The organism is Rhodococcus sp. NPDC049939 (assembly GCF_040656415.1).
Taxonomy (GTDB): Bacteria; Actinomycetota; Actinomycetes; order Mycobacteriales; family Mycobacteriaceae; genus Rhodococcus_F.
This window is the reverse complement of the sequence record NZ_JBFAMC010000001.1, coordinates 660,629-679,454: the sequence shown is the minus strand read 5'-3', so window position 1 is coordinate 679,454 and position 18,826 is coordinate 660,629. Positions and strand designations below refer to the sequence as shown.

The window sequence follows — 18,826 nt, the reverse complement described above, 5'->3', positions numbered from 1 at the left end:
AACTCCGGCCGGGAGCCCTACCCGGACCGGAGTTTTCTCTGTCGGCTCCCCTCGCGATATTCAGACGTTCTGCGTGCTCGTCAGAAAATTCTGCGAACCTTCATGCCCGCGTACACAGGGCTGATGCGCACAACGTCGCCTGTGGTCGGCGCATGCAGCATCTGACCGTTGCCGATGTAGATCGCGACGTGCCCAGGGCCGCCGGACTGCCAGTTGCCGAAGAGCAGGTCTCCGGGCCGGGCCTCGGGCAGCGGCACCTCGACGCCGACTCCCCATTGCGTTTCCGACGTACGGGGGAGTTTGATGCCCGTGGCGGCGTACACGGCGAACGACGTCAGGCCCGAGCAGTCGAAACCTCCGCTGGACGGTCCGTTGATATCGCCGCCACCCCACACGTAGGGCAGCCCGACGAATCGCATCCCCGCCTCGACCACGCCATTGGTGTCACCTACTGCTGCTCCGTAGAAGAACGGTGACAGCATCCGCGCAAACCCATCCTCGAGCGAACGGATCTGCGCGACATACGGCCCGGTTTCGTGCTCATCGTCGAACATCCCGGCGGGCATTCCACCGGATGCCCGGACCGCTCCCGCACCTGCCTTGTAGGCGGCGATCGTGAGATCGAGCGTGTCACCGTCGACCACGCCCTCGTTCTTCCAGTCGTCTACCTGTTCGAAGAGGTCACACAACATCTCGCCCGACGTCATCATCGGGTCGGCGACACCGTTGATATCGACCTTGCCGTCGCCGTCCGCGTCCTTGCCGTACTCGGCCCAGGTGTCGGGCATGAACTGCCCAGGACCGCGCGCACCCGACCGGGACACGGGGGAGGTCGGGCCGTAGCGGAAATCGTTCTCGACCGAATACAACGCCGCGAGTGTCTGAGGTGTAATGCCCTCGCAAAGTGAGCCTGCCTTGCGGATCCACGGTGCGAAGACCGCGACGGCGCCGATAGGTGCCAGTGAGACTCCGGGAAAGCCTGCCGGGACTGGCGGGATGAGCCCTCCGAGCCCGCTGACGGCACCCGGTATACCAGGCACGACTGCGAGTCCGCCGATTACGGGTTCCTCGCCGGGCGCACTGGGAACGGGTGGCTGACCGAGTGGGGTGTCGGGCATCGCCAGCGGCGGAACCGCGGGATCCCGAGGCGCAGTTTCGACGGGTGGCGGTGGCGGAATGTAGGGATCGGTGGCCTGTTCGACGAGGTCGGATGCCTGGGACAACATCTGCTCGGCCTGCACTCTGGCCGGTTCCGGAAGAGTAGCCAGCGCGTCGTCCACCTGTTGTCGAATCTCCGGTGACGCCTGCTCGACCACCTCGATCGCCTCGACTACTTGATCCTTCATCTGTTGCGGGAGATTTGCTCCCTGAACGATAGCCCCCGCCGCGGTGGTGACCGCCAAGACGATCGCCCCTGCATCAACCGACATACATGCACTCCTCCTACTCGGTGCACCGAACCGAGTGACTACACGTTACGACGGGGCAAACCTGGCGCGGGGCGATTTCTGGCGGATTGCTCCGCTACTACCTTGACCTGCAGGATGACTCACCGCGGTGCGTCGCCGAGCACCCCGGAACCGCTTTGGAAAAAGATTCGTGACCGATTACACAAAACTCCCAGGCTTCTCTTAGGTTCATGAGGGAAACTGGCACGCATGAACCAAGAACCGCACATATCCCACTTGCTTCCCGTCCGCCGCGCTCTCGCAGCGGCCGGACTGATCGCGTGTGCGGGTATTGCGGCCACCCTCCCCGAGGCCTCAGGCTCGACAGCGACAGCGACACTCGTCTCGGCAGGATCCGGTGTACCGCATGCGGTATCGAGCGGTTTCTAGAATTCGGAGGGCCAAAGCACCTGCCCGATGACCAGCGCACGCTGCGCCACCGAGTGGTCCACCTGGGGTGTGCATGCCCGCGTTGTCGTCACCGACCCGGACTATCTCGATTCGGCATCCAACCTCGTCCACGGCTACCTCGCCGCGGCCGATGCCGCGATCAATCGGGGTCGACCGGATGCCGAGATCCGCTCGCTTACAGAGGGCCGGAACACCGTCACTCCGATGCTCGCGCGATTCATCACAGATGCCCTCGCTGCGGCCTGGGCTACGGACGGCGCGCTCGACCCGACGGCGTCGGCCCCGGATCCGCATTCGTGGCAGTCGATCACCGTCGACGACACCGAAGTGACACTTCCCGCCGGCGTGGAACTCGATCTGACTGCCACGGCGCGAGCCAGTTCTGCTGATCACTGCGTATCAGCGACCGCCGAACTACTGGGGTGCGGAGTCCTGGTGGCGCTCGGCGGAGATATCGCCACCGCCGGGGGTGCGCCGTCCGGGGGTTGGCAGGTGCAGGTGCAGGATCTGCCCGGCGACCCCACCTGCCAGGTGTCGATCCCGTCCGGGGTCGCCGTGGCCACGGCCAGTACCGTCAAGCCGCTGCACCCCGACTCGGGCTCGTTGTGGCGCACTGTGTCCGTCGTGGCCCAGTCCTGCACCTGGGCGAGCGCGTCCAGCACCGCCGCGATCGCGATGGGCGATGGCGCTGTCGAGTGGCTCACCCAGCTCGAATTGCCGGCCAGGCTCGTCGACCAGGAACTTCGGGTGATCACCATCGGCGGCTGGCCGAGTTGAGCACCACAGAGCAGAGAGCCGGCGGATAGAAAAGGCCGGCTTTGCGCGTAGATCGGCACCAGCAATATCTCTGCGACTGGATATCTTTAGTTTCTCTCAGCAATTTTTCAGGACAGGCTGGCATCCTGTTGCGATGAACATGAAAAGGATCGTCGTGACAGTCGTGTTGGGCGGGGGGCTCGGACTGGGCTACCTCGGAGTCGGTGCGGGGTTGGCAAATGCTGACCCGGTGCCACTACCGGCACCTCCCCACGACCAAGCACAGCACAATTCGAGCCCCTGGGCGAAGTTCGGCTTGGGGTGGGGTGATCCCTGGTACAACCCCGGTGTGAACGATTCGCTGAACCTGGGGCTGCTGGGGCATCACGGCAAGCATTGATCAGGGCAGCCGAAAGACGATCTCGTCAAAGCTGCTCGAACGCTGAACTTCGACCAACTGGTTCCGCAACTCGTCATCTGGCTAGTTCTGCAGCCGGACCGAATACCCCGAGGACTCGAGGGCATCGAGGAGATCCTTCCGATGCTCCGGACCGCGGGTCTCGACAGTCAGAAACACCTCCACCTCGTCGAGTTCGAGCGCACCACCCGTGCGCGAGTGGACGACATCGACAACACTGGCGCCGTTGTCGCTGACGACTCCCAGGAGCCCGACCAGCCCTCCCGGGCGGTCCGGAATGGTCACGTGCACGCCGAGATAACGTCCCGCTGCTCTGAGCCCGTGATTGACCACACGCGTGAGCAGAAGTGGATCGATGTTGCCACCGGAGAGCACCGCGCACACGTCGCCGGTCAATCCGAGTTCCTCAGTAGAGCAGCTGATCAGAGCGGCTACCGCCGCGGCACCCGCTGGTTCGACGATGAGCTTCGCACGCTCGAGGCACAGTAGCAACGCACGGGAGAGGGCGTCCTCGGTCACGGTGACGATCGCATCGACCTGGTTTTCGACGTGAGCGAACGGCACGTCGCCCGGCCTGCCCACCGCGATACCGTCGGCCATTGTCGACATGCTTTCCAATGGGATCGGATGTCCCTCTGCCAGCGAGCGCGGCCAGGCTGCGGCTTGCTCCGCCTGTACACCGACGATGCGAACCTCCGGCCGGATTGCCTTCACCGCTGCGGCGATTCCCGCGATCAATCCACCACCGCCGGTAGGGACCACGATCGTCCCGACCTCGGAATACTGTTCGAGGATCTCGAGTCCGACGGTGCCCTGTCCCGCGACGATATCGGCATGATCGAAGGGATGGATCAGGACGGCCCCCGTCTCCTTCGAGAACGCGCGCGCGGCAACAAGTGCGTCATCGATCGAATGCCCGGTGAGATTGACCGTCGCACCGTACGCCTTCGTTGCGACCAGCTTGGGTAGCGGTGCGCCGGTGGGCATGAACACGGTTGACTCGATACCTAGCTCCGATGCCGCCCACGCCACACCCTGCGCGTGATTACCCGCGCTGGCCGCAACGACCCCGCTGGACCGTTCGCCCGTCGACAGATTCGCAATTCGGTTGTACGCGCCTCGTGGCTTGAAAGATCCTGTGCGCTGAAGATTTTCGCACTTCAGCATCACGTCGCTTCCGCATCGCTCCGACAGCGCTCGGGACGCGATCACCGGCGTGCGGCGGATTACGGGGCCCAGGAGTTCTCGAGCCGCTCTGATCTGATCCAGGGTGACGGGTTCCACGCTGGTCAGCATAGGGCCCCGCGTGCCATCCGAATCCTGCTGCAGTGCCTACTTCAGAGCCTGCTCTATATCGCCGACGAGATCGGCCGCATCCTCGATTCCTACAGACAGGCGTACCAGATCGTCAGGGACCTCGAGCAGGGAACCGGCGGTCGAGGCGTGCGTCATCGCGCCCGGATGCTCGATCAGCGATTCGACGCCGCCGAGAGATTCCGCAAGCGTGAAAATCTCTGTGCGTGAGCAGAAGTCGAGAGCAGCCTGCTTGCCTCCGACGAGACGGAGGGAGACCATGCCACCGAACCGGCGCATCTGCTTCTGGGCCACCTTGTGCCCTGGGTGCGACTCGAGTCCGGGGTAGATGACCTCGGACACCGCGGAATGCCCCATGAGCAGTTCGGCGACTTTCTCCGCGTTGTCGCTGTGCCGCTCCATACGCAGCGAGAGCGTCTTGATCCCCCGTAGCGTGAGATACGCGTCGAACGGACCTGGCACGGCGCCCGCACCGTTCTGAAGGAACGCGAAGGCAGCATCGAGTTCTTCGTCATCTGTGACGAGCGCACCGCCGACGACGTCGGAATGTCCGCCGATGTACTTGGTGGTCGAATGCAGCGCGATATCCGCACCCAACTGCAGGGGTTGCTGCAGGTAGGGGGAGGCGAATGTGTTGTCGACCACGATCTTCGCGTCGGCATCGTGCGCTACGTCGGCGAGCGCCTCGATGTCGCCGATATTGAGCAGCGGGTTGGTCGGAGTCTCGATCCACACGAGCTTGGTATTGGGCCGAATCGCCGCACGGACCGCGTCCACATCGGACACCGCGGCAGGCGTGTACTCGATCCCCCACTGCGTGAAGACCTTGTCGATCAGCCGGAACGTTCCGCCGTAGGCATCGTTGGGGATGACGAGGTGATCGCCTGGCCGAAGCAGCGCGCGCAGAACGCAGTCGGTGGCGGCCATGCCGGAGCCGAAGGCGCGACCGTACGCGCCCGACTCGAGCGCGGCGAGGTTCGCTTCGAGCGGCCGTCGGGTGGGGTTGCCGGTACGGGCATACTCGAACCCGTTGCGCATGCCGCCGACACCGTCCTGCGCGAACGTCGAACTCGCATAGATCGGCACGTTGACGGCACCCGTCTGGGGGTCGGGGTCGAACCCGGTATGCACGGCCTTGGTGGAGAACCCCTGCCAGCTGATGTTGTCCGCTTTGCTGCGCTGCTCACTCATGGCCACCACACTAATCGTGAACCAGTTGCCCGGTTCTCGGCGATCAAGGCTCGTCCTTCTGGCGAGTGCCTCCTTAACTGATGCCGCCGCCATGAATCGCCTGGCTTCACACGGCCGGTCCGGAGTGATGGCCCCAGTTGGTGGAGCGGTACTCTCGCGGGGTGGATTCACGGGTCACGGTGCTTGCGCGGGTGCGCGGTGCTGCCGTGGGGTCGTTTTCCGGTGCAGTCAGTATCGCCGCCCACGGCATGGCCGGTGGCGGGACGCCACCCAGTGAATCCGCAGTGGTCCTCCTCCTGGCCGTGTGCGCAGCAGTGGGCACGGCGGTGGCCTCCGTTCAGGCACGCGAGCGGGACTGGCTGTTCCTTGCCGCAGCACTCGCCACGGGCCAACTGATAGGACACGCCACGCTCGGGTTGACGAGCGCGCATGCACACGGCCTCGGACTGTCGTCCCCGATGATGGCCGCGCACGCAGCCGCGATCGCAATCTCCGCGGCATTGGTGCGCGGCGCCGAACGTGCCTGCCTTCGTGCTCTGGCGTCGATGACCCGGATTCTTCTTACAGTCCTCGCCCCGCTTCGAGTCGATACCGGCACCTGGTCCCCCATCCCGGTCTTCCGGGCGAAGCTCTCACTGTGGCTGCTGGTCAGTGCTGCAGCAGGCACTCGCGGTCCGCCCGCACTCGTGTAGCTCGAACCTCTTTCACCGACCCCGTGTTTCGCGGCCTGGCCGCGTATCGGACGCTGCATGGCCCGCGCACACCTGTGGTCGGGACCGACAGTCAGTACTGCCTTTCACCGCTGCCCCCTCGGGCACCCGGTGTACCCACATGCCTTGCGCATACAGATACCTCGGAGAAATACATGTCCTTCTTCGCTATTCGACGCCTCGCCGCCGGTGGAGTTTGCACCGGCCTGCTACTGGTCGGATGCTCTTCCGCCCCTGAAGACCCGCCCACCGACACCGACGCTGAGGCGGTGACCGTATCCGAACAGTGGGTCAAGGCCGCCGAGTCCGGGATGAGTTCTGCGTTCGCGCAACTGTCCAACACTGCGGACCGGGACGTGCGGATCGTGTCCGTCTCCAGCCCCTCCGCCGCTCGGGCCGAACTACACGAGGTCGTCACCGAAGCCGACGGCGCCACGATGATGCGGCACAAGCACGGCGGTATCACCATCCCGGCAAACAGCACCCACGACCTCGTTCCGGGCGGCGACCACCTCATGTTGTTCGACCTGACCGCTCCGCTCACTCCGGGCACGACTACCACGTTCTCCCTCACGTTCGAAGACGGGTCGACCGCCGACTTCGACGCGCAGGTGCGGGACTTCTCCGGTAACCAGGAGAGCTACGAGCCCGACACCACCCCCGCCTCGACCCCCGAGTACGGTGGCTGAGCGCGCAACCCCGCCCGGCCGTGCACTGAGCCGGCGGCACCTGCTCACTGGTGCCGCCGCGGTCGGGACCGCGGGACTCGGATGGGGAGCACACGAAACCGTCGATCGACTCCGTGCGCACACACCGGAGTACGGCGGGCTGACAGAACCGTTCCACGGAATCCACCAGAGTGGGATCGCCACCTCACCGCAGGCAAACGCACAGTTCGTCGGGGTGGACCTGCGCGAGGGCACGGACCGGTCCACCTTGTCCGGGCTGTTGAAGGTATGGACAGAGGACGCCGCCCGGCTCACCCGCGGCGAGCCCGCGTTGGCGGACACCGAACCAGAGCTCGCCTCCACTCCCGCCCGTCTGACCATCACCGTGGGCCTCGGTCCCGGAGTCTTCGCTGCCGCCGACACTCTCGACCGGCAGCCTGCGTGGTTGCGGCCGCTGCCGGTCTTCGCGATCGATCGTCTCGACGACAACGCATGGGGGCAAACCGATCTACTCCTTCAGGTCTGCGCCGACGACCGCGTCACGGTTGCGCACGCGGTCCGGGTCCTGATCAAGAACGTCCGCTCTTTGGTCACGGTGCGCTGGTCGCAGCGGGGTTTTCAGCACGCCCGTCGGAGCAGGCCTGAAGGCACAACGATGCGCAACCTCATGGGGCAGGTAGACGGAACCACCAACCCGGGTACCGACGAATTCGACAGTCTCGTCTGGGACGACGGCAGCAGTCACCCGTGGCTTGCCGGCGGTACCTCTCTTGTGCTTCGCCGGATCCGGATGGAACTGGATACCTGGGAGGAAATCGATCGCCACGGAAGAGAACTGACCGTGGGCCGAACCCTCGATACCGGGGCACCATTGACCGGCACCGACGAGCACGACGAACCCGATTTCGCCGCAACCGACCGGTACGGCATCCCGGTGATCCCACCGACCTCACATATCGCTCGCGCTCGCCCCACCCACGACGGTGAACGATTTCACCGTCGCGCATACAACTACGACGATCCACCCGAACCCGGTCAGGTATCGAACTCCGGGTTGATCTTCGCGTCCTACCAGCGAGACATCGACAGCCAATTCCTGCCGGTCCAAGAACGCCTCGCACAGATCGACGCACTCAACGAGTGGACGACACCGATCGGTTCCGCTGTCTACGCCATTCCGCCCGGTGCCGCGCCGGGCCGATACATCGGCCAGACATTGCTCGACCCCCCTAGCTGACCGATCGCCCGGGGCACCTCATCGATTCCGAGGTGCCCCGGATTCGCGCCCATGTCGCAACATCGACCGACACATCGGGGAGCAGTCTTGTCGTACTCGCTCCCCGATGTGGCGATGCTGTCTGTCAGGAACCCGCGCTGAGGAAGCCGAGCAGGTCCTGGCGGGTGATTACGCCGACGGGCTTGCCGTCTTCTACGACCATCAGCGCGTCGGTGTCTCCGAGTGCCTTGGTGGCCGCAGACACGGGCTCGCCCGAGCCGATGAGGGGGAATGGCTCACTCATGTGCTTTTCGACGGAGTCCGCCAGATGTGCACGGCCCTCGAACACGGCACTGAGCAGGTCACGTTCGGTCACACTGCCCGCGACCTCACCGGCCATGACCGGTGGCTCAGCCCCGACGACCGGCATCTGCGACACCCCGTACTCGCGGAGAATCTCGATCGCGTCGCGCAGTGTCTCGGACGGATGGGTGTGAACGAGATCGGGCAGCTCACCCGACTTGCCGCGCAGCACGTCGCCGACGGTTTTCTCACCAGTTTCGCCGTCGAGGCGGCTGCGGAGGAAGCCGTAGGACGCCATCCACTCGTCGTTGAAGATCTTCGACAAGTAGCCACGCCCACCATCAGGGAGCAGGACCACGATCACGGCGTCGGGACCCTCGCGCTTGGCTACCTCGAGTGCGGCAACCACGGCCATGCCGCACGAGCCCCCGACCAGTAGGCCTTCCTCGCGCGCGAGGCGCCGGGTCATCTCGAACGAGTCGGCGTCGGAGACGGCGATGATCTCGTCCGGGACCGACGGGTCGTAGGCGCTGGGCCAGAAGTCCTCGCCCACGCCTTCCACCAGGTACGGGCGACCGCTTCCACCGGAGTAGACCGATCCCTCGGGGTCGGCTCCGATGATCTTTACCTTGCCGCCGGACACCTCCTTGAGGTAGCGGCCGGTACCGGTGATGGTTCCGCCTGTGCCGACGCCGGCGACGAAGTGGGTGACCTTGCCGTCGGTATCGGCCCAGATCTCGGGGCCCGTGGTCTCGTAATGGCTTTCGGGACCGCCCGGGTTCGCGTACTGGTTCGGCTTCCAGCCGCCGGGGAGCTCACGGGCGAGCCTGTCCGAAACGGTGTAGTAGCTGTCGGGGTGATCGGGGGCAACGGCGGTCGGGCACACCACGACCTCCGCGCCGTAGGCTCTGAGTACGTTGCGCTTGTCTTCGCTGACCTTGTCGGGGCACACGAACACGCATCGGTATCCGCGCTGCTGCGCCACGAGCGCGAGGCCGATGCCGGTGTTCCCGGATGTCGGTTCGACGATCGTGCCGCCCGGCTTCAGTTCCCCCGACGCCTCGGCGGCGTCGATCATCTTGACCGCGATGCGATCCTTCGAGCTTCCACCCGGATTGAGGTACTCGATCTTCGCTGCGACGGTCCCGAAGTTCTCACCGGTGACGGAGTTGAGCTTGACGAGAGGGGTGTTGCCGATCAGGTCGACAACGTGTTCCGCGATGCGCATGGCTCCATGTTCCCAGACGCGATGATCGGATGCTCACAGACGTCCGGCGCGAGCGCTGCGATCCGACTAGATTGGTACGGACATAGGTCCGCTGCAACCGTGAGGTGAGCCACATAGCGGAGGGGTGAGACCAGTGCCGAAGAGCATATGGCAGACCGGTGCGCAGGCCGGTGCCACTGCTGTTGTGGCGGGTCTGGGTGCAGGCACGTTCACGTGGGCAGCGCACTGGTACCTGATGTCGCAGGCCACCACGGCCAGGAACGTCATAGGGCGCAATGTCGCGAAACCCCCGGAAGCCGACGGTGTCTACGTTCCGGGCGGAGCGCTGCCCGAGCGGTGGCGTCGGAACCAGCCATACGACCTACACCTGATGATCTTCGGAGACTCTTCGGCGGCAGGCGTCGGTTGCCTGTCGGCTGAGCACGTCCCCGGCGTACAGATCGCACGCCGACTGGCCGACGCGACCGGGAGGCGAGTCCGTCTCAGCACCAAGGCGATCGGAGGAGCCACCTCCCGCGGCCTGAGCGGGCAGGTGGACGCGATGTTCGTGGCCGGGCCACCGCCGGACGCGGCGGTGATCCTCATCGGCGTCAACGACGTGACGTCCAAGAGCTCGATCAGGCGATCGGCACGCAGGCTCGGTGTGGCGGTCGAGCGGCTTCGTGAGCGCGGCTGCACCGTCGTCGTAGGTACGTGCCCCGATCTCGGGGTGGTCACCGCAATTCCGCAGCCCCTGCGCACCGTCGTATCAACCTGGTCGCTGCGACTGGCCCGCGCGCAGACGAGCGTGACCCGTGCAGCGGGCGGGCATCCGGTAGCGCTGGCCGACCTACTGGCGCCCGAGTTCCGCGCCGAACCCGACCGGATGTTCTCCCCTGACCGCTTTCATCCCTCGGCGGCGGGCTACGAGCTCGTGGCGATCCAGATCGTGCCGGTTCTCGCGGCGGCGCTCGAGGTCGCGGACTCGGATCCCGGTTCCGATCAGCGCGAGATGGAGGCAGCCCGCGAAGTCTCATGAACTATTGCGGGAATAAATGCAGTCACTCAATACTTTTCATCCGCATCGGAGTGGGCTGAGTCGTCAAATGAGACGGCGATGTCACCGCCGCCATCCGGCAACGTATGTTGTCGGGAGGCCATGAGAACTGGAGGTCGAAGCATCGTGCGGACCCCCAGACGACAAAGGAGTTTTCAATGCCCGAGGCAGTAATCGTCTCAGCAGTACGTTCACCGATCGGCCGTGCCATGAAGGGGTCGCTCAAGACCATCCGACCCGACGATCTGACGGCACAGATGGTTTCCGCCGCCCTGGCGAAGGTCCCCGAACTGGACCCGACCGAAATCGACGACCTCCTCTTGGGCTGCGGCCAGCCGGCAGGACAGTCGGGCTTCAACATTGCGCGTGTCGTCGCGGTCCAGCTGGGCTACGACTTCTTGCCCGGTGTCACCGTCAACCGCTATTGTTCGTCCTCCCTGCAGACCACCCGCATGGCACTGCACGCGATCAAGGCCGGCGAGGGTGATGTATTCATCTCGGGTGGCGTCGAGTCCGTGTCGAGCTTCGTCACCGGCAACGCGGACGGTCTACCGAACACCCAGAATCCGCTCTTCGCCGATGCGGTGGCTCGGACGGAAAAGCTCGCCGAGGGTGGCATCCCCTGGAAAGATCCGCGCGAGGACGGCCAACTCCCCGACGTGTACATCGCTATGGGCCAGACCGCTGAGAACGTAGCGTCGGCTACCGGAATCACCAGGGAGGACCAGGACCGCTGGGGAGTTCGCTCCCAGAACCGCGCGGAGGATGCCATCAAGAACGGCTTCTACGAACGCGAGATCACACCGGTCACCCTTCCCGACGGCACCGTCGTTTCCACCGACGACGGCCCGCGCCCCGGCACCACGTACGAGGCCGTGAGCCAGTTGAAGCCTGTGTTCCGGCCCGACGGCACCGTCACCGCAGGTAACGCCTGCCCCCTCAACGATGGCGCCGCCGCCCTGGTCATCATGTCCGACACGAAGGCGAAGGAACTCGGCCTCACGCCGCTGGCTCGCATCGTGTCCACCGGCGTGTCCGGCCTTTCGCCCGAAATCATGGGTCTCGGCCCGATCGAGGCGGTCAAGAAGGCTCTCGCCATCGCGGGCAAGAGCATCTCGGACATCGACCTGTTCGAGATCAACGAAGCATTCGCGGTCCAGGTTCTCGGTTCTGCGCGTGAGCTGAAGATCGACGAAGAGAAGCTGAACGTCTCGGGCGGCGCCATCGCCCTCGGGCACCCGTTCGGCATGACCGGTGCCCGCATCACCAACACCCTGCTCAACAACCTGCGCGAGCATGACAAGACCTTCGGTGTCGAGACCATGTGCGTCGGCGGTGGGCAGGGCATGGCGATGGTCCTCGAGCGCCTGAGCTAGCCCCTCGCGATAGATGACCTCCCTGATAGGGAGGGCGTCTCTCGGCGGTCGTCGCAACACCCGTCTCTCGGGAGTTGCGGCGACCGCTTCGTTTTCAGCTGCATCAGGGTTGGGAAAGAACCTTGACCATGGTGTCGGAGTCCGGCCCCGATTCCACGGTTGTGAAACCCTCATCGACATACAAGCCGTGTGCACGATTTGCACGTTCGACGCTCAGACAGATCCGGGAGAAACCGGATTCCGTCGCTCGCCGGGCCATCGCCGTCAACAACGCACGCCCTACTCCCTTGCCACGCCATGACGGGACGACTCCTATCGACAGTTCCGGGATGTCCGCGGCAACGAATCCGTACCCGGGATCGCCACTGTCGAACAGGCGCAGCCACACCGCACCGACCGACTGCCCACCTGAGTCGACCGCGACAAGACCGAGATCATCCGCCTTGGGCCACCCCTCGACATAGTGCGCCGTCCTGCGATCAGCCAAGACCTCGCCACGGCTGACCATCTTCCGTGCGGAGTCCCAGTTCACAGCGGCGACCAGCATGTCGACGAGGAACTCCGCGTCTTCACGTGTTGCTACCCGCAACGAAAATCCAACATCGGCCATACGGCAAGTCCTCCATGATCAATCACCACGCCTGCTCCGTGTCGCTTCTCAGTCGGAGCACTGGTATTCAGATCCACAGCAAAAGTGCCTTGCCGCGACCGAAGTCGCGGCAAGGCACTGCATTGCATCTCCAGTTCACGTGTTGCGACTATCCCTGGAATCTGCCCGTGCTCCCGGGAGTCGCCATTGGCGTGAAACTGCTAGTCGAGATCGCTAGTCGCTGTTGAAGTAGCTCAGCAGGCGGAGGATCTCGATGTACAGCCACACCAGTGTGATGGTGAGGCCGAATGCCACGCCCCACGCCGCCTTTTCCGGCGCCTGAGCACGGATCAACTGGTCTGCGGCGTCGAAGTCCAGCAAGAAACTGAACGCAGCCACACCGATGACGACCAGGCTGAAGATGATCGCGAGGGTTCCACCGTCGCGCAGGCCGAGACCGCCAGGGGTGAAGAAGCTGGCAACCAGGTTGCCGAGGGCGAGTACGACGACACCGATCAGGGCGCCGATGACCATTCGCGTGAGCCGGGGCGTGACCCGGATGGCGCCGGTCTTGTAGACGACGAGCATTCCGAAGAACACGCCGAACGTGCCGAGCACGGCCTGGGCGATCATTGCCGATCCACCGACGCCACCGAACGTGATGTCGGTGAACATGAACGACAGCGCGCCCAGGAACAGGCCCTCCACGACAGCGTAGGAGAGGACGATGGCCGGATTGTCCATCTTGCGGCCGAACGTCGCCACGAGGACCAGCACCAACCCGACCAGACCGCCACCGATCACGAATGGCACGGCCAGGCCAGTGTCGTTGCTCACGAGGAAGTACGAAATGATCGCCGTCACCGAAAGCACGCCGAGCGTGACTCCCGTCTTGGTGACGACGTCGTCGATGGTCATCGACCGATAGTCGGGACCTGTCCGATACGGTTCGGCCTGAGCGTATTGTGGCTGGCCGAACTGCTGAGTGGCCTGCGCGGAACCGCCCGTCGCAGATCCGAACGAGGCGTATCCGCCGCTGCCCTCTTGCTTGGGCAGATTACGGAACACCGGGTTACTGGTGGTGCGCACCGTGTTTATCCCTTCTCATGGCTCGCCGGGTGGATCCGATCTCTCGTAGGTCTTAACGTCCGGCACCCCGCCGCGAGTTCCCAACCGTCACTGAGGTGGGACAAACCGGACTCTACCGGTGCACTGGTGTCGCCCGCCAAACAACTGTTCTAATGCCGGCGGCCAGATCTGATGTCGGCCGTCAGACCACGGATCTCGTGACGGTGAACTTGCGGATCCTGCCTACGACGTCTGTCGGCCCGACAAGTCGGCGCAACATGCCCCGGTATCCGAGATGCGAGTTGTAGACGGTCCACATCTCACCTCCTGGCCGGAGTACCCGGCCTGCCTCGGCGAACATCTTCTCTGCGACTCCGGTGTGGACGGCCGCACCGACGTGGAACGGCGGATTGCACAGGATGATGTCCTGGCTCGCAGTCTCGATTGTGGACATGGCGTCGTCACGCAGTGTGCTCACCCGGTCGCCGAAGCCGTTGGCCCGTGCAGTCGCGGCGGCCGATGCAACCGCCGCCGCCGACTGATCGGTTGCGATCACGGAGACCTCGGGGAGAGATCGGGCAAGACTAGCGGCGAGGATGCCGGTGCCGCAGCCGAGGTCGACGGCCGTGCGCGCCCGTGGGTTCACACGTGGCAGGTACTTGAGGAGGTAGCGGGTCCCGATGTCCAGCTTTGACCCGGCAAATGCTGCACCGTGTGAGATCACGTCAAGCCCGATCTCGGCGATGTGCTCGGTGACCGGGTAGGTCGGAGCCGACACTTCGAGGGGATCGCTCGCGATCAGCACCCGCGACTTCTGCCTGCCGAGAGTCGCCCTGACCGTTCCGAAGGAGCGCCCGAGCACGTCGTTCATGGTGGGCGAGATGTGCTTGTCGCGACCGCCGGCGTAAACCACGACGGACGAATCGGCGTGGCGGGCGATCGCCTCGGCGATCTCGGTGAGTTCGCTCAAGCTTCGAGGTAACTGCATCAGCACCACACTGACTCCTGCCAGCAATTCCCTGCCCAGCGCGCACGGTCGGTAGCGGTCTGCAAGTCCGACGGTGTCTGCGTTCTTGGCCAGCGCCAATTCGCCGGTCAGCAAATCCTGGTGCACTCGGATTCCGGTGGAACCATGGGCCACCGCGGCACCAAGGGTGAGGGCTCCGTAGCGGTCACCGATCACCGCGACCGCCCCTTCTCGCGCCTGTGACAGCGCCGCCGCCGATTCGTCGAGGATCAGCCGATCGGCTGCGTCGACAGCCACCAGATTGGGGGCCTCGATGTCGGGTCGACGGCGCAGTCGGGAGAACAGGGCGTCGCGGTCGAGCATTTGGGAGTCGAGCACGTCAGTCAGACGCCCACTGAACGACGTTCTCGACCGATTCCCTGGCTGTACGGAATCCGTTGACAGGATTTTCGACCTCCGGATAGCCGAAGGAGATGGAGCAGACGACTCTGCGGCCCTCTTCGAGTGAGAAGAAGTCACGAATGAACGGTGAACTGCCGGCCAGCGCTGCCTGGGGAATGGTTGCTACCCCGAGACTCTGAGCGGCAAGGAGGAACGTCTGGACGTACAGACCGCAATCGATGGCACCATAAGTGCCGAGCGCCTCGTCCGTGGTGATGATCGCTACGTGTGGCGCGTCGAACAGGGTGAAGTTCTTCATCGTCTGCGCAGCCGAGGCAGCACGGTCACCTGCGGCGATGCCGACACTGGAATACAGTTGCATCGCGCACTCCCGCCGACGCAGCTTGTACTCACCCCGATACTCACGGGGGAAGTCGAAATCCGGCTCCTGCGGGTTTGCGATCACGTACTCGGACAGGCCCGAACGGAACCGCTCTGTACCCTCACCTTCGGTGATCGCAACTTGCCACGGTTGAGTGTTGCACCACGACGGCGTCTGCTGCGCGAGTTCCAGAATTCTCTCGATCACATCGCGTGGCACTCGATCAGGTAGGAACGCCCTGCAACTGATCCGCGCCTCCAAGAGCTGCGCCAAGCTAGCGTCCGCTGCCACAATGCCGGTATCTGTCACCGTCGAACTCTCCTCGGGTCTCTTTGCTCTCGGCGACCTGTCGACGGCTACCTGCCGGCGTCTCACGTCACCAAGAAGGCGAATACGAGTGAGTGTGCCACGACATCCGTTGTCGTCACCACGGGCGGAACGCACACGAGCGACGATCGTGCGCGCTGCAACTCGGCTGTTCGGGGCGGCCGGCTACGCCCAAGTCTCGATGGATAAGGTCGCGACCGAGGCGGCCGTCACCAAGCCGACGGTGTACGCGCACTTCGGTTCCAAAACGGCGCTGTTCGAGACCCTGATCAGCGACGTGATTGTGAGATCACACGGCGCTGAGCTGGCGCCGGCACGGTCCGTCGAAGAGGTCGGCGAGGCTATGTTCGAGTGGTCGCGAAACCGGCTGGACTGGCTGCTGGCGGACGAGACTGTGGGGCTAATGCGGGCGGCCTCGGCTGAGGGCATCCGGCGACCCGAATGGGCCCAGAACCTCTTAGGAGAGTTCGACTTCGGAGCCATGGAGCGGTGGCTCGCCGATCTCGACGACGCCGACATCCTGGACGTGAGGTCTCCGGCGGAGGCTGCGTCGCTATTCACTGCGCTCACCAAGGGAGCGCTGTTCTACCCGGTGCTGGTGGCGGGCGAGCCCATCACACCCAAACCTGACCGCGACGTGCTGATCCGTGAAGCCGTCCGCGTCTTTCTCGCGGCCTACAGCCCCACCAGCTCACACAACCCGCCGTAGCCGACGTGGACCACCAGATGGCGCGGTCCACACACCGATCGACGGGAGTTCTCGACAACATTTAGTTAGTGCACTACTTAATCGTGTATTCTTCATTTCCGTGAGCGCAGACATCACCGAACCGGAAATCGACTGGGGCGACGTCGACCCCTTGGCGCTGGATCGCCAGCTGTGCTTCGCATTAGCGGTCGCCAATCGGGCGGTACTTGCGGTCTACCGCCCCCTCCTGGAGCCCATGGGGCTGACGCACCCGCAATATCTCGTCATGCTCGCGCTGTGGGGGGATGCACCGATGTCGGTCAAGGAGATCGGGCAGGCCCTCCAACTCGACTCGCCCACCCTGTCCCCGCTCCTCAAACGACTCGAGTCGAGCGGGCTGATAACCCGCACCCGCAGTGCCGCTGACGAACGGCAGCTGATCGTCGAGCTCACCGACTCCGGCAAGGCCCTGCGCACCCAAGCCGAACGCATTCCCGGCGCCGTCGTACAGCGCCTGGGTGTCAGTCTCGCCGAACTCGAAGAACTTCATTCCGTCCTCACCCGCGTGAACGCCGCGGCCCTGCGCGCCGGCGCCCTCAGCGAATGAACCGCCCCTTCGGATCAGGAACAGGCACACACCCCATGACCACCCAAAACACGGTCCGTCGGCGCCCCAACCCGTTGCAGTGGATCGGCTACGCGTGCGGCCGCAAGCTCCCCGACGCGATGCAGGACTGGGTCCGCAACGACCTCATCGGGGACTGGGCCATCCCCCGCCACATGGTGCGCTCCATGGTGCCGTTCATCCCGATCTTCGCGGCGTTCTTCCTGTTCCCCGGACCGGTGTGGCTTCGCGGGTCGATGGTTCTCCTCGGCCTGTTCCTCGCCCTGTTCTTCGCGGCCGCCTACATGGAGCAGAACCGTCGACGCCGCCTCGAAAGGCACGGACTCTCACCGGATCTCGAGAATCCCAAGAAGGTCGCCCGCTACCACGCCGAGAAGGCCGCCTACGAGAAGGCGCACCCGCACACGTTCTAGCAGGGCGATTCGCATGGCCTAGGCACTACTGCGGACTCGGCACTACAGCTCGGTCTCACCGAGTCGTTGCCGAAGATGCTCGCGCTCCGGTTCGGTCCCAACCAGGTCGAGCGCGCGCCGGTAGGCATCGGCGGCCTCCCTCCTGCGCCCGAGACGGCGCAGTAGTTCCGCTCGTGCCGCCGGATACGGGTGGTGCGAGCGCAGCAGCGGGTTGTCGGCGAGATCGTCGAGGAGCGCGAGGCCGGCCTCTGGACCGTCACGCATCGCGATCGCGACCGCTCGGTTGAGTATCACGATCGGTGACGGCGCTATTCGCAGCAGGACGTCGTACAGGGCCACGATCTGCGGCCAGTCGGTGCTCGCGACGTCGGCAGCCTCGTCGTGCAGCGCCGCGATCGCGGCCTGCACTCCGTAGGCGCCGGGTGGGCCGCCGGTGAGGGCGACCAGCACCAGCGCGGTCCCCTCCTCGATCATCGGATGGTCCCACTCGGTGCGATCTTGATCATCGAGCAGCACCAACCCGCCGCCAGGAGCCGTACGAGCACCGCGGCGGGCATGGACGAGCAGCATGAGCGCCAGGAGCCCGGCGATCTCACGTTCGTCGGGCAGCAGCCGATACAGGACCCGCGTCAGCCTGATCGCTTCCTCGGCGACGTCGAGGCGTTGCAGTTGTGGCCCACCGCTGGCGGCGTACCCCTCGGTGAAGATCGAGTACAGGACTTGCAGCACACCCGACAGGCGCTGTGGGAGTTCGTCGGGCCCCGGCACCCGGAACGGGATCCGGTTCGCCCGAATCCTATTCTTGGCCCGCACTATTCGTTTCGCCATCGTGGCAGGCGACACGAGGAACGCGCGCGCAACCTCGGGTGTCGTGAGGTCGGCGAGGCAGCGCAGGGTAAGGGCGGTGCGGTCCTCCGCCGACAGCGCAGGGTGCGCACACGTGAAGAACAGCTGTAGACGCTCGTCTGGGAGGTCGCCACCAATATCCGCGGGCGGAGCGGGGTCGGCGCGATCCGCCTCCACCTGCAAGGTCGCTATCCGCGCCGCGAGGACCTGGTCACGGCGCAGTCGATCGACGGCCCGACGACGCGCTGTGGTCAACAGCCAGGCGCCGGGCTTGGACGGTACTCCGTCCACCGGCCAGTGCCGTAGAGCCGCCTCGACTGCCTCCGACGTCACCTCCTCAGCCAGGTCGAGGTCCCCGAACCGGCTGACCAGGGCGGCGAGCAGTCGGCCGCGTTCCTCTCGGAAGACCGCCTCCACGGACGACTCCGCGTCGGGTCCGCGGCCGCTGCCCGCCACAGCCATCGG

At 64.9% G+C, this 18,826-nt stretch carries 20 protein-coding genes; 11 read left to right on the top strand and 9 right to left on the bottom strand.

What is annotated here, in order from left to right; genetic code table 11:
* Window positions 1–80: 80 nt before the first annotated feature.
* Entirely contained in the window at window positions 81–1,430 is a 1,350-nt protein-coding gene (locus AB0I57_RS02970) for a bifunctional lytic transglycosylase/C40 family peptidase (RefSeq protein ID WP_358329599.1), read from the bottom strand.
* Window positions 1,431–1,658: 228 nt separating this feature from the next.
* Between AB0I57_RS02970 and AB0I57_RS02965 the strand changes: the two genes are divergently transcribed.
* From AB0I57_RS02965 to AB0I57_RS02955, 3 genes are all read left to right on the top strand, one after another.
* The gene (locus tag AB0I57_RS02965) at window positions 1,659–1,838 is read left to right on the top strand and encodes a hypothetical protein (protein ID WP_358329596.1); all 180 of its coding nucleotides are present in this window, start codon (window positions 1,659–1,661) and stop codon (window positions 1,836–1,838) included.
* 27 nt (window positions 1,839–1,865) lie between these two features.
* Window positions 1,866–2,636, top strand: coding sequence for an FAD:protein FMN transferase (locus AB0I57_RS02960; RefSeq protein WP_358329593.1), 771 nt, complete (start codon window positions 1,866–1,868; stop codon window positions 2,634–2,636).
* A gap of 133 nt (window positions 2,637–2,769) precedes the next feature.
* Window positions 2,770–3,015, top strand: a complete 246-nt coding sequence (locus AB0I57_RS02955; protein WP_358329591.1) for a hypothetical protein — start codon at window positions 2,770–2,772, stop codon at window positions 3,013–3,015.
* Between the two features lie 81 nt (window positions 3,016–3,096).
* Here the strand turns inward: AB0I57_RS02955 and ilvA are convergent, their stop codons facing one another.
* The gene (ilvA, locus tag AB0I57_RS02950; protein WP_358329589.1) at window positions 3,097–4,329 is read right to left on the bottom strand and encodes a threonine ammonia-lyase; all 1,233 of its coding nucleotides are present in this window, start codon (window positions 4,327–4,329) and stop codon (window positions 3,097–3,099) included.
* Window positions 4,330–4,365: 36 nt separating this feature from the next.
* Window positions 4,366–5,538, bottom strand: a complete 1,173-nt coding sequence (locus AB0I57_RS02945; RefSeq protein ID WP_358329587.1) for a cystathionine gamma-synthase — start codon at window positions 5,536–5,538, stop codon at window positions 4,366–4,368.
* A gap of 161 nt (window positions 5,539–5,699) precedes the next feature.
* Between AB0I57_RS02945 and AB0I57_RS02940 the strand changes: the two genes are divergently transcribed.
* From AB0I57_RS02940 to AB0I57_RS02930, 3 genes are all read left to right on the top strand, one after another.
* The gene (locus tag AB0I57_RS02940; protein ID WP_358329584.1) at window positions 5,700–6,230 is read left to right on the top strand and encodes a hypothetical protein; all 531 of its coding nucleotides are present in this window, start codon (window positions 5,700–5,702) and stop codon (window positions 6,228–6,230) included.
* Window positions 6,231–6,403: 173 nt separating this feature from the next.
* On the top strand, window positions 6,404–6,937 hold the full coding sequence (locus tag AB0I57_RS02935; RefSeq protein WP_358329582.1) for a copper chaperone PCu(A)C: 534 nt from the start codon (window positions 6,404–6,406) through the stop codon (window positions 6,935–6,937).
* Window positions 6,930–8,153, top strand: coding sequence for a Dyp-type peroxidase (locus AB0I57_RS02930; protein ID WP_358329579.1), 1,224 nt, complete (start codon window positions 6,930–6,932; stop codon window positions 8,151–8,153). Before AB0I57_RS02935 ends, AB0I57_RS02930 begins: the two co-directional genes overlap by 8 nt.
* A gap of 124 nt (window positions 8,154–8,277) precedes the next feature.
* Here the strand turns inward: AB0I57_RS02930 and AB0I57_RS02925 are convergent, their stop codons facing one another.
* Entirely contained in the window at window positions 8,278–9,663 is a 1,386-nt protein-coding gene (locus tag AB0I57_RS02925) for a cystathionine beta-synthase (protein ID WP_358329576.1), read from the bottom strand.
* A 133-nt stretch (window positions 9,664–9,796) separates the two neighbouring features.
* Between AB0I57_RS02925 and AB0I57_RS02920 the strand changes: the two genes are divergently transcribed.
* Both AB0I57_RS02920 and AB0I57_RS02915 read left to right on the top strand, forming a co-directional pair.
* Entirely contained in the window at window positions 9,797–10,681 is an 885-nt protein-coding gene (locus AB0I57_RS02920; RefSeq protein WP_358329573.1) for an SGNH/GDSL hydrolase family protein, read from the top strand.
* 176 nt (window positions 10,682–10,857) lie between these two features.
* The gene (locus AB0I57_RS02915) at window positions 10,858–12,075 is read left to right on the top strand and encodes an acetyl-CoA C-acetyltransferase (protein WP_358329570.1); all 1,218 of its coding nucleotides are present in this window, start codon (window positions 10,858–10,860) and stop codon (window positions 12,073–12,075) included.
* Between the two features lie 103 nt (window positions 12,076–12,178).
* Here the strand turns inward: AB0I57_RS02915 and AB0I57_RS02910 are convergent, their stop codons facing one another.
* The 4 genes from AB0I57_RS02910 to AB0I57_RS02895 all read right to left on the bottom strand — a co-directional run bounded on the left by AB0I57_RS02910 (window position 12,179) and on the right by AB0I57_RS02895 (window position 15,771).
* Window positions 12,179–12,685, bottom strand: coding sequence for a GNAT family N-acetyltransferase (locus tag AB0I57_RS02910; RefSeq protein WP_358329567.1), 507 nt, complete (start codon window positions 12,683–12,685; stop codon window positions 12,179–12,181).
* A gap of 213 nt (window positions 12,686–12,898) precedes the next feature.
* Window positions 12,899–13,753: a Bax inhibitor-1/YccA family protein gene (locus AB0I57_RS02905; RefSeq protein ID WP_358329564.1), complete on the bottom strand. Its 855-nt coding sequence runs from the start codon at window positions 13,751–13,753 to the stop codon at window positions 12,899–12,901.
* 181 nt (window positions 13,754–13,934) lie between these two features.
* Window positions 13,935–15,077 carry a methyltransferase gene (locus AB0I57_RS02900; RefSeq protein WP_358329561.1) on the bottom strand — a complete coding sequence of 381 codons (1,143 nt, stop codon included), beginning with the start codon at window positions 15,075–15,077 and terminating at the stop codon, window positions 13,935–13,937.
* Window position 15,078: 1 nt separating this feature from the next.
* Entirely contained in the window at window positions 15,079–15,771 is a 693-nt protein-coding gene (locus tag AB0I57_RS02895; RefSeq protein WP_358329558.1) for a nitroreductase, read from the bottom strand.
* Window positions 15,772–15,859: 88 nt separating this feature from the next.
* On the opposite strand from AB0I57_RS02895, the gene AB0I57_RS02890 reads away from it, so the two are divergent.
* The 3 genes from AB0I57_RS02890 (at window position 15,860) to AB0I57_RS02880 (ending at window position 17,515) form a co-directional block, all read left to right on the top strand.
* Window positions 15,860–16,498 (top strand): TetR/AcrR family transcriptional regulator, encoded by a 639-nt coding sequence (locus tag AB0I57_RS02890; protein WP_358329555.1) that lies wholly within the window; start codon window positions 15,860–15,862, stop codon window positions 16,496–16,498.
* Between the two features lie 100 nt (window positions 16,499–16,598).
* Window positions 16,599–17,084 carry a MarR family transcriptional regulator gene (locus tag AB0I57_RS02885; RefSeq protein ID WP_358329552.1) on the top strand — a complete coding sequence of 162 codons (486 nt, stop codon included), beginning with the start codon at window positions 16,599–16,601 and terminating at the stop codon, window positions 17,082–17,084.
* A gap of 35 nt (window positions 17,085–17,119) precedes the next feature.
* Complete coding sequence (locus tag AB0I57_RS02880; RefSeq protein WP_358329549.1) at window positions 17,120–17,515, top strand: DUF5313 family protein; 396 nt, start codon at window positions 17,120–17,122, stop codon at window positions 17,513–17,515.
* 42 nt (window positions 17,516–17,557) lie between these two features.
* Here AB0I57_RS02880 and AB0I57_RS02875 read toward each other — a convergent pair whose 3' ends face one another.
* Window positions 17,558–18,823: a DUF6596 domain-containing protein gene (locus tag AB0I57_RS02875; RefSeq protein ID WP_358329546.1), complete on the bottom strand. Its 1,266-nt coding sequence runs from the start codon at window positions 18,821–18,823 to the stop codon at window positions 17,558–17,560.
* Window positions 18,824–18,826: the final 3 nt, after the last annotated feature.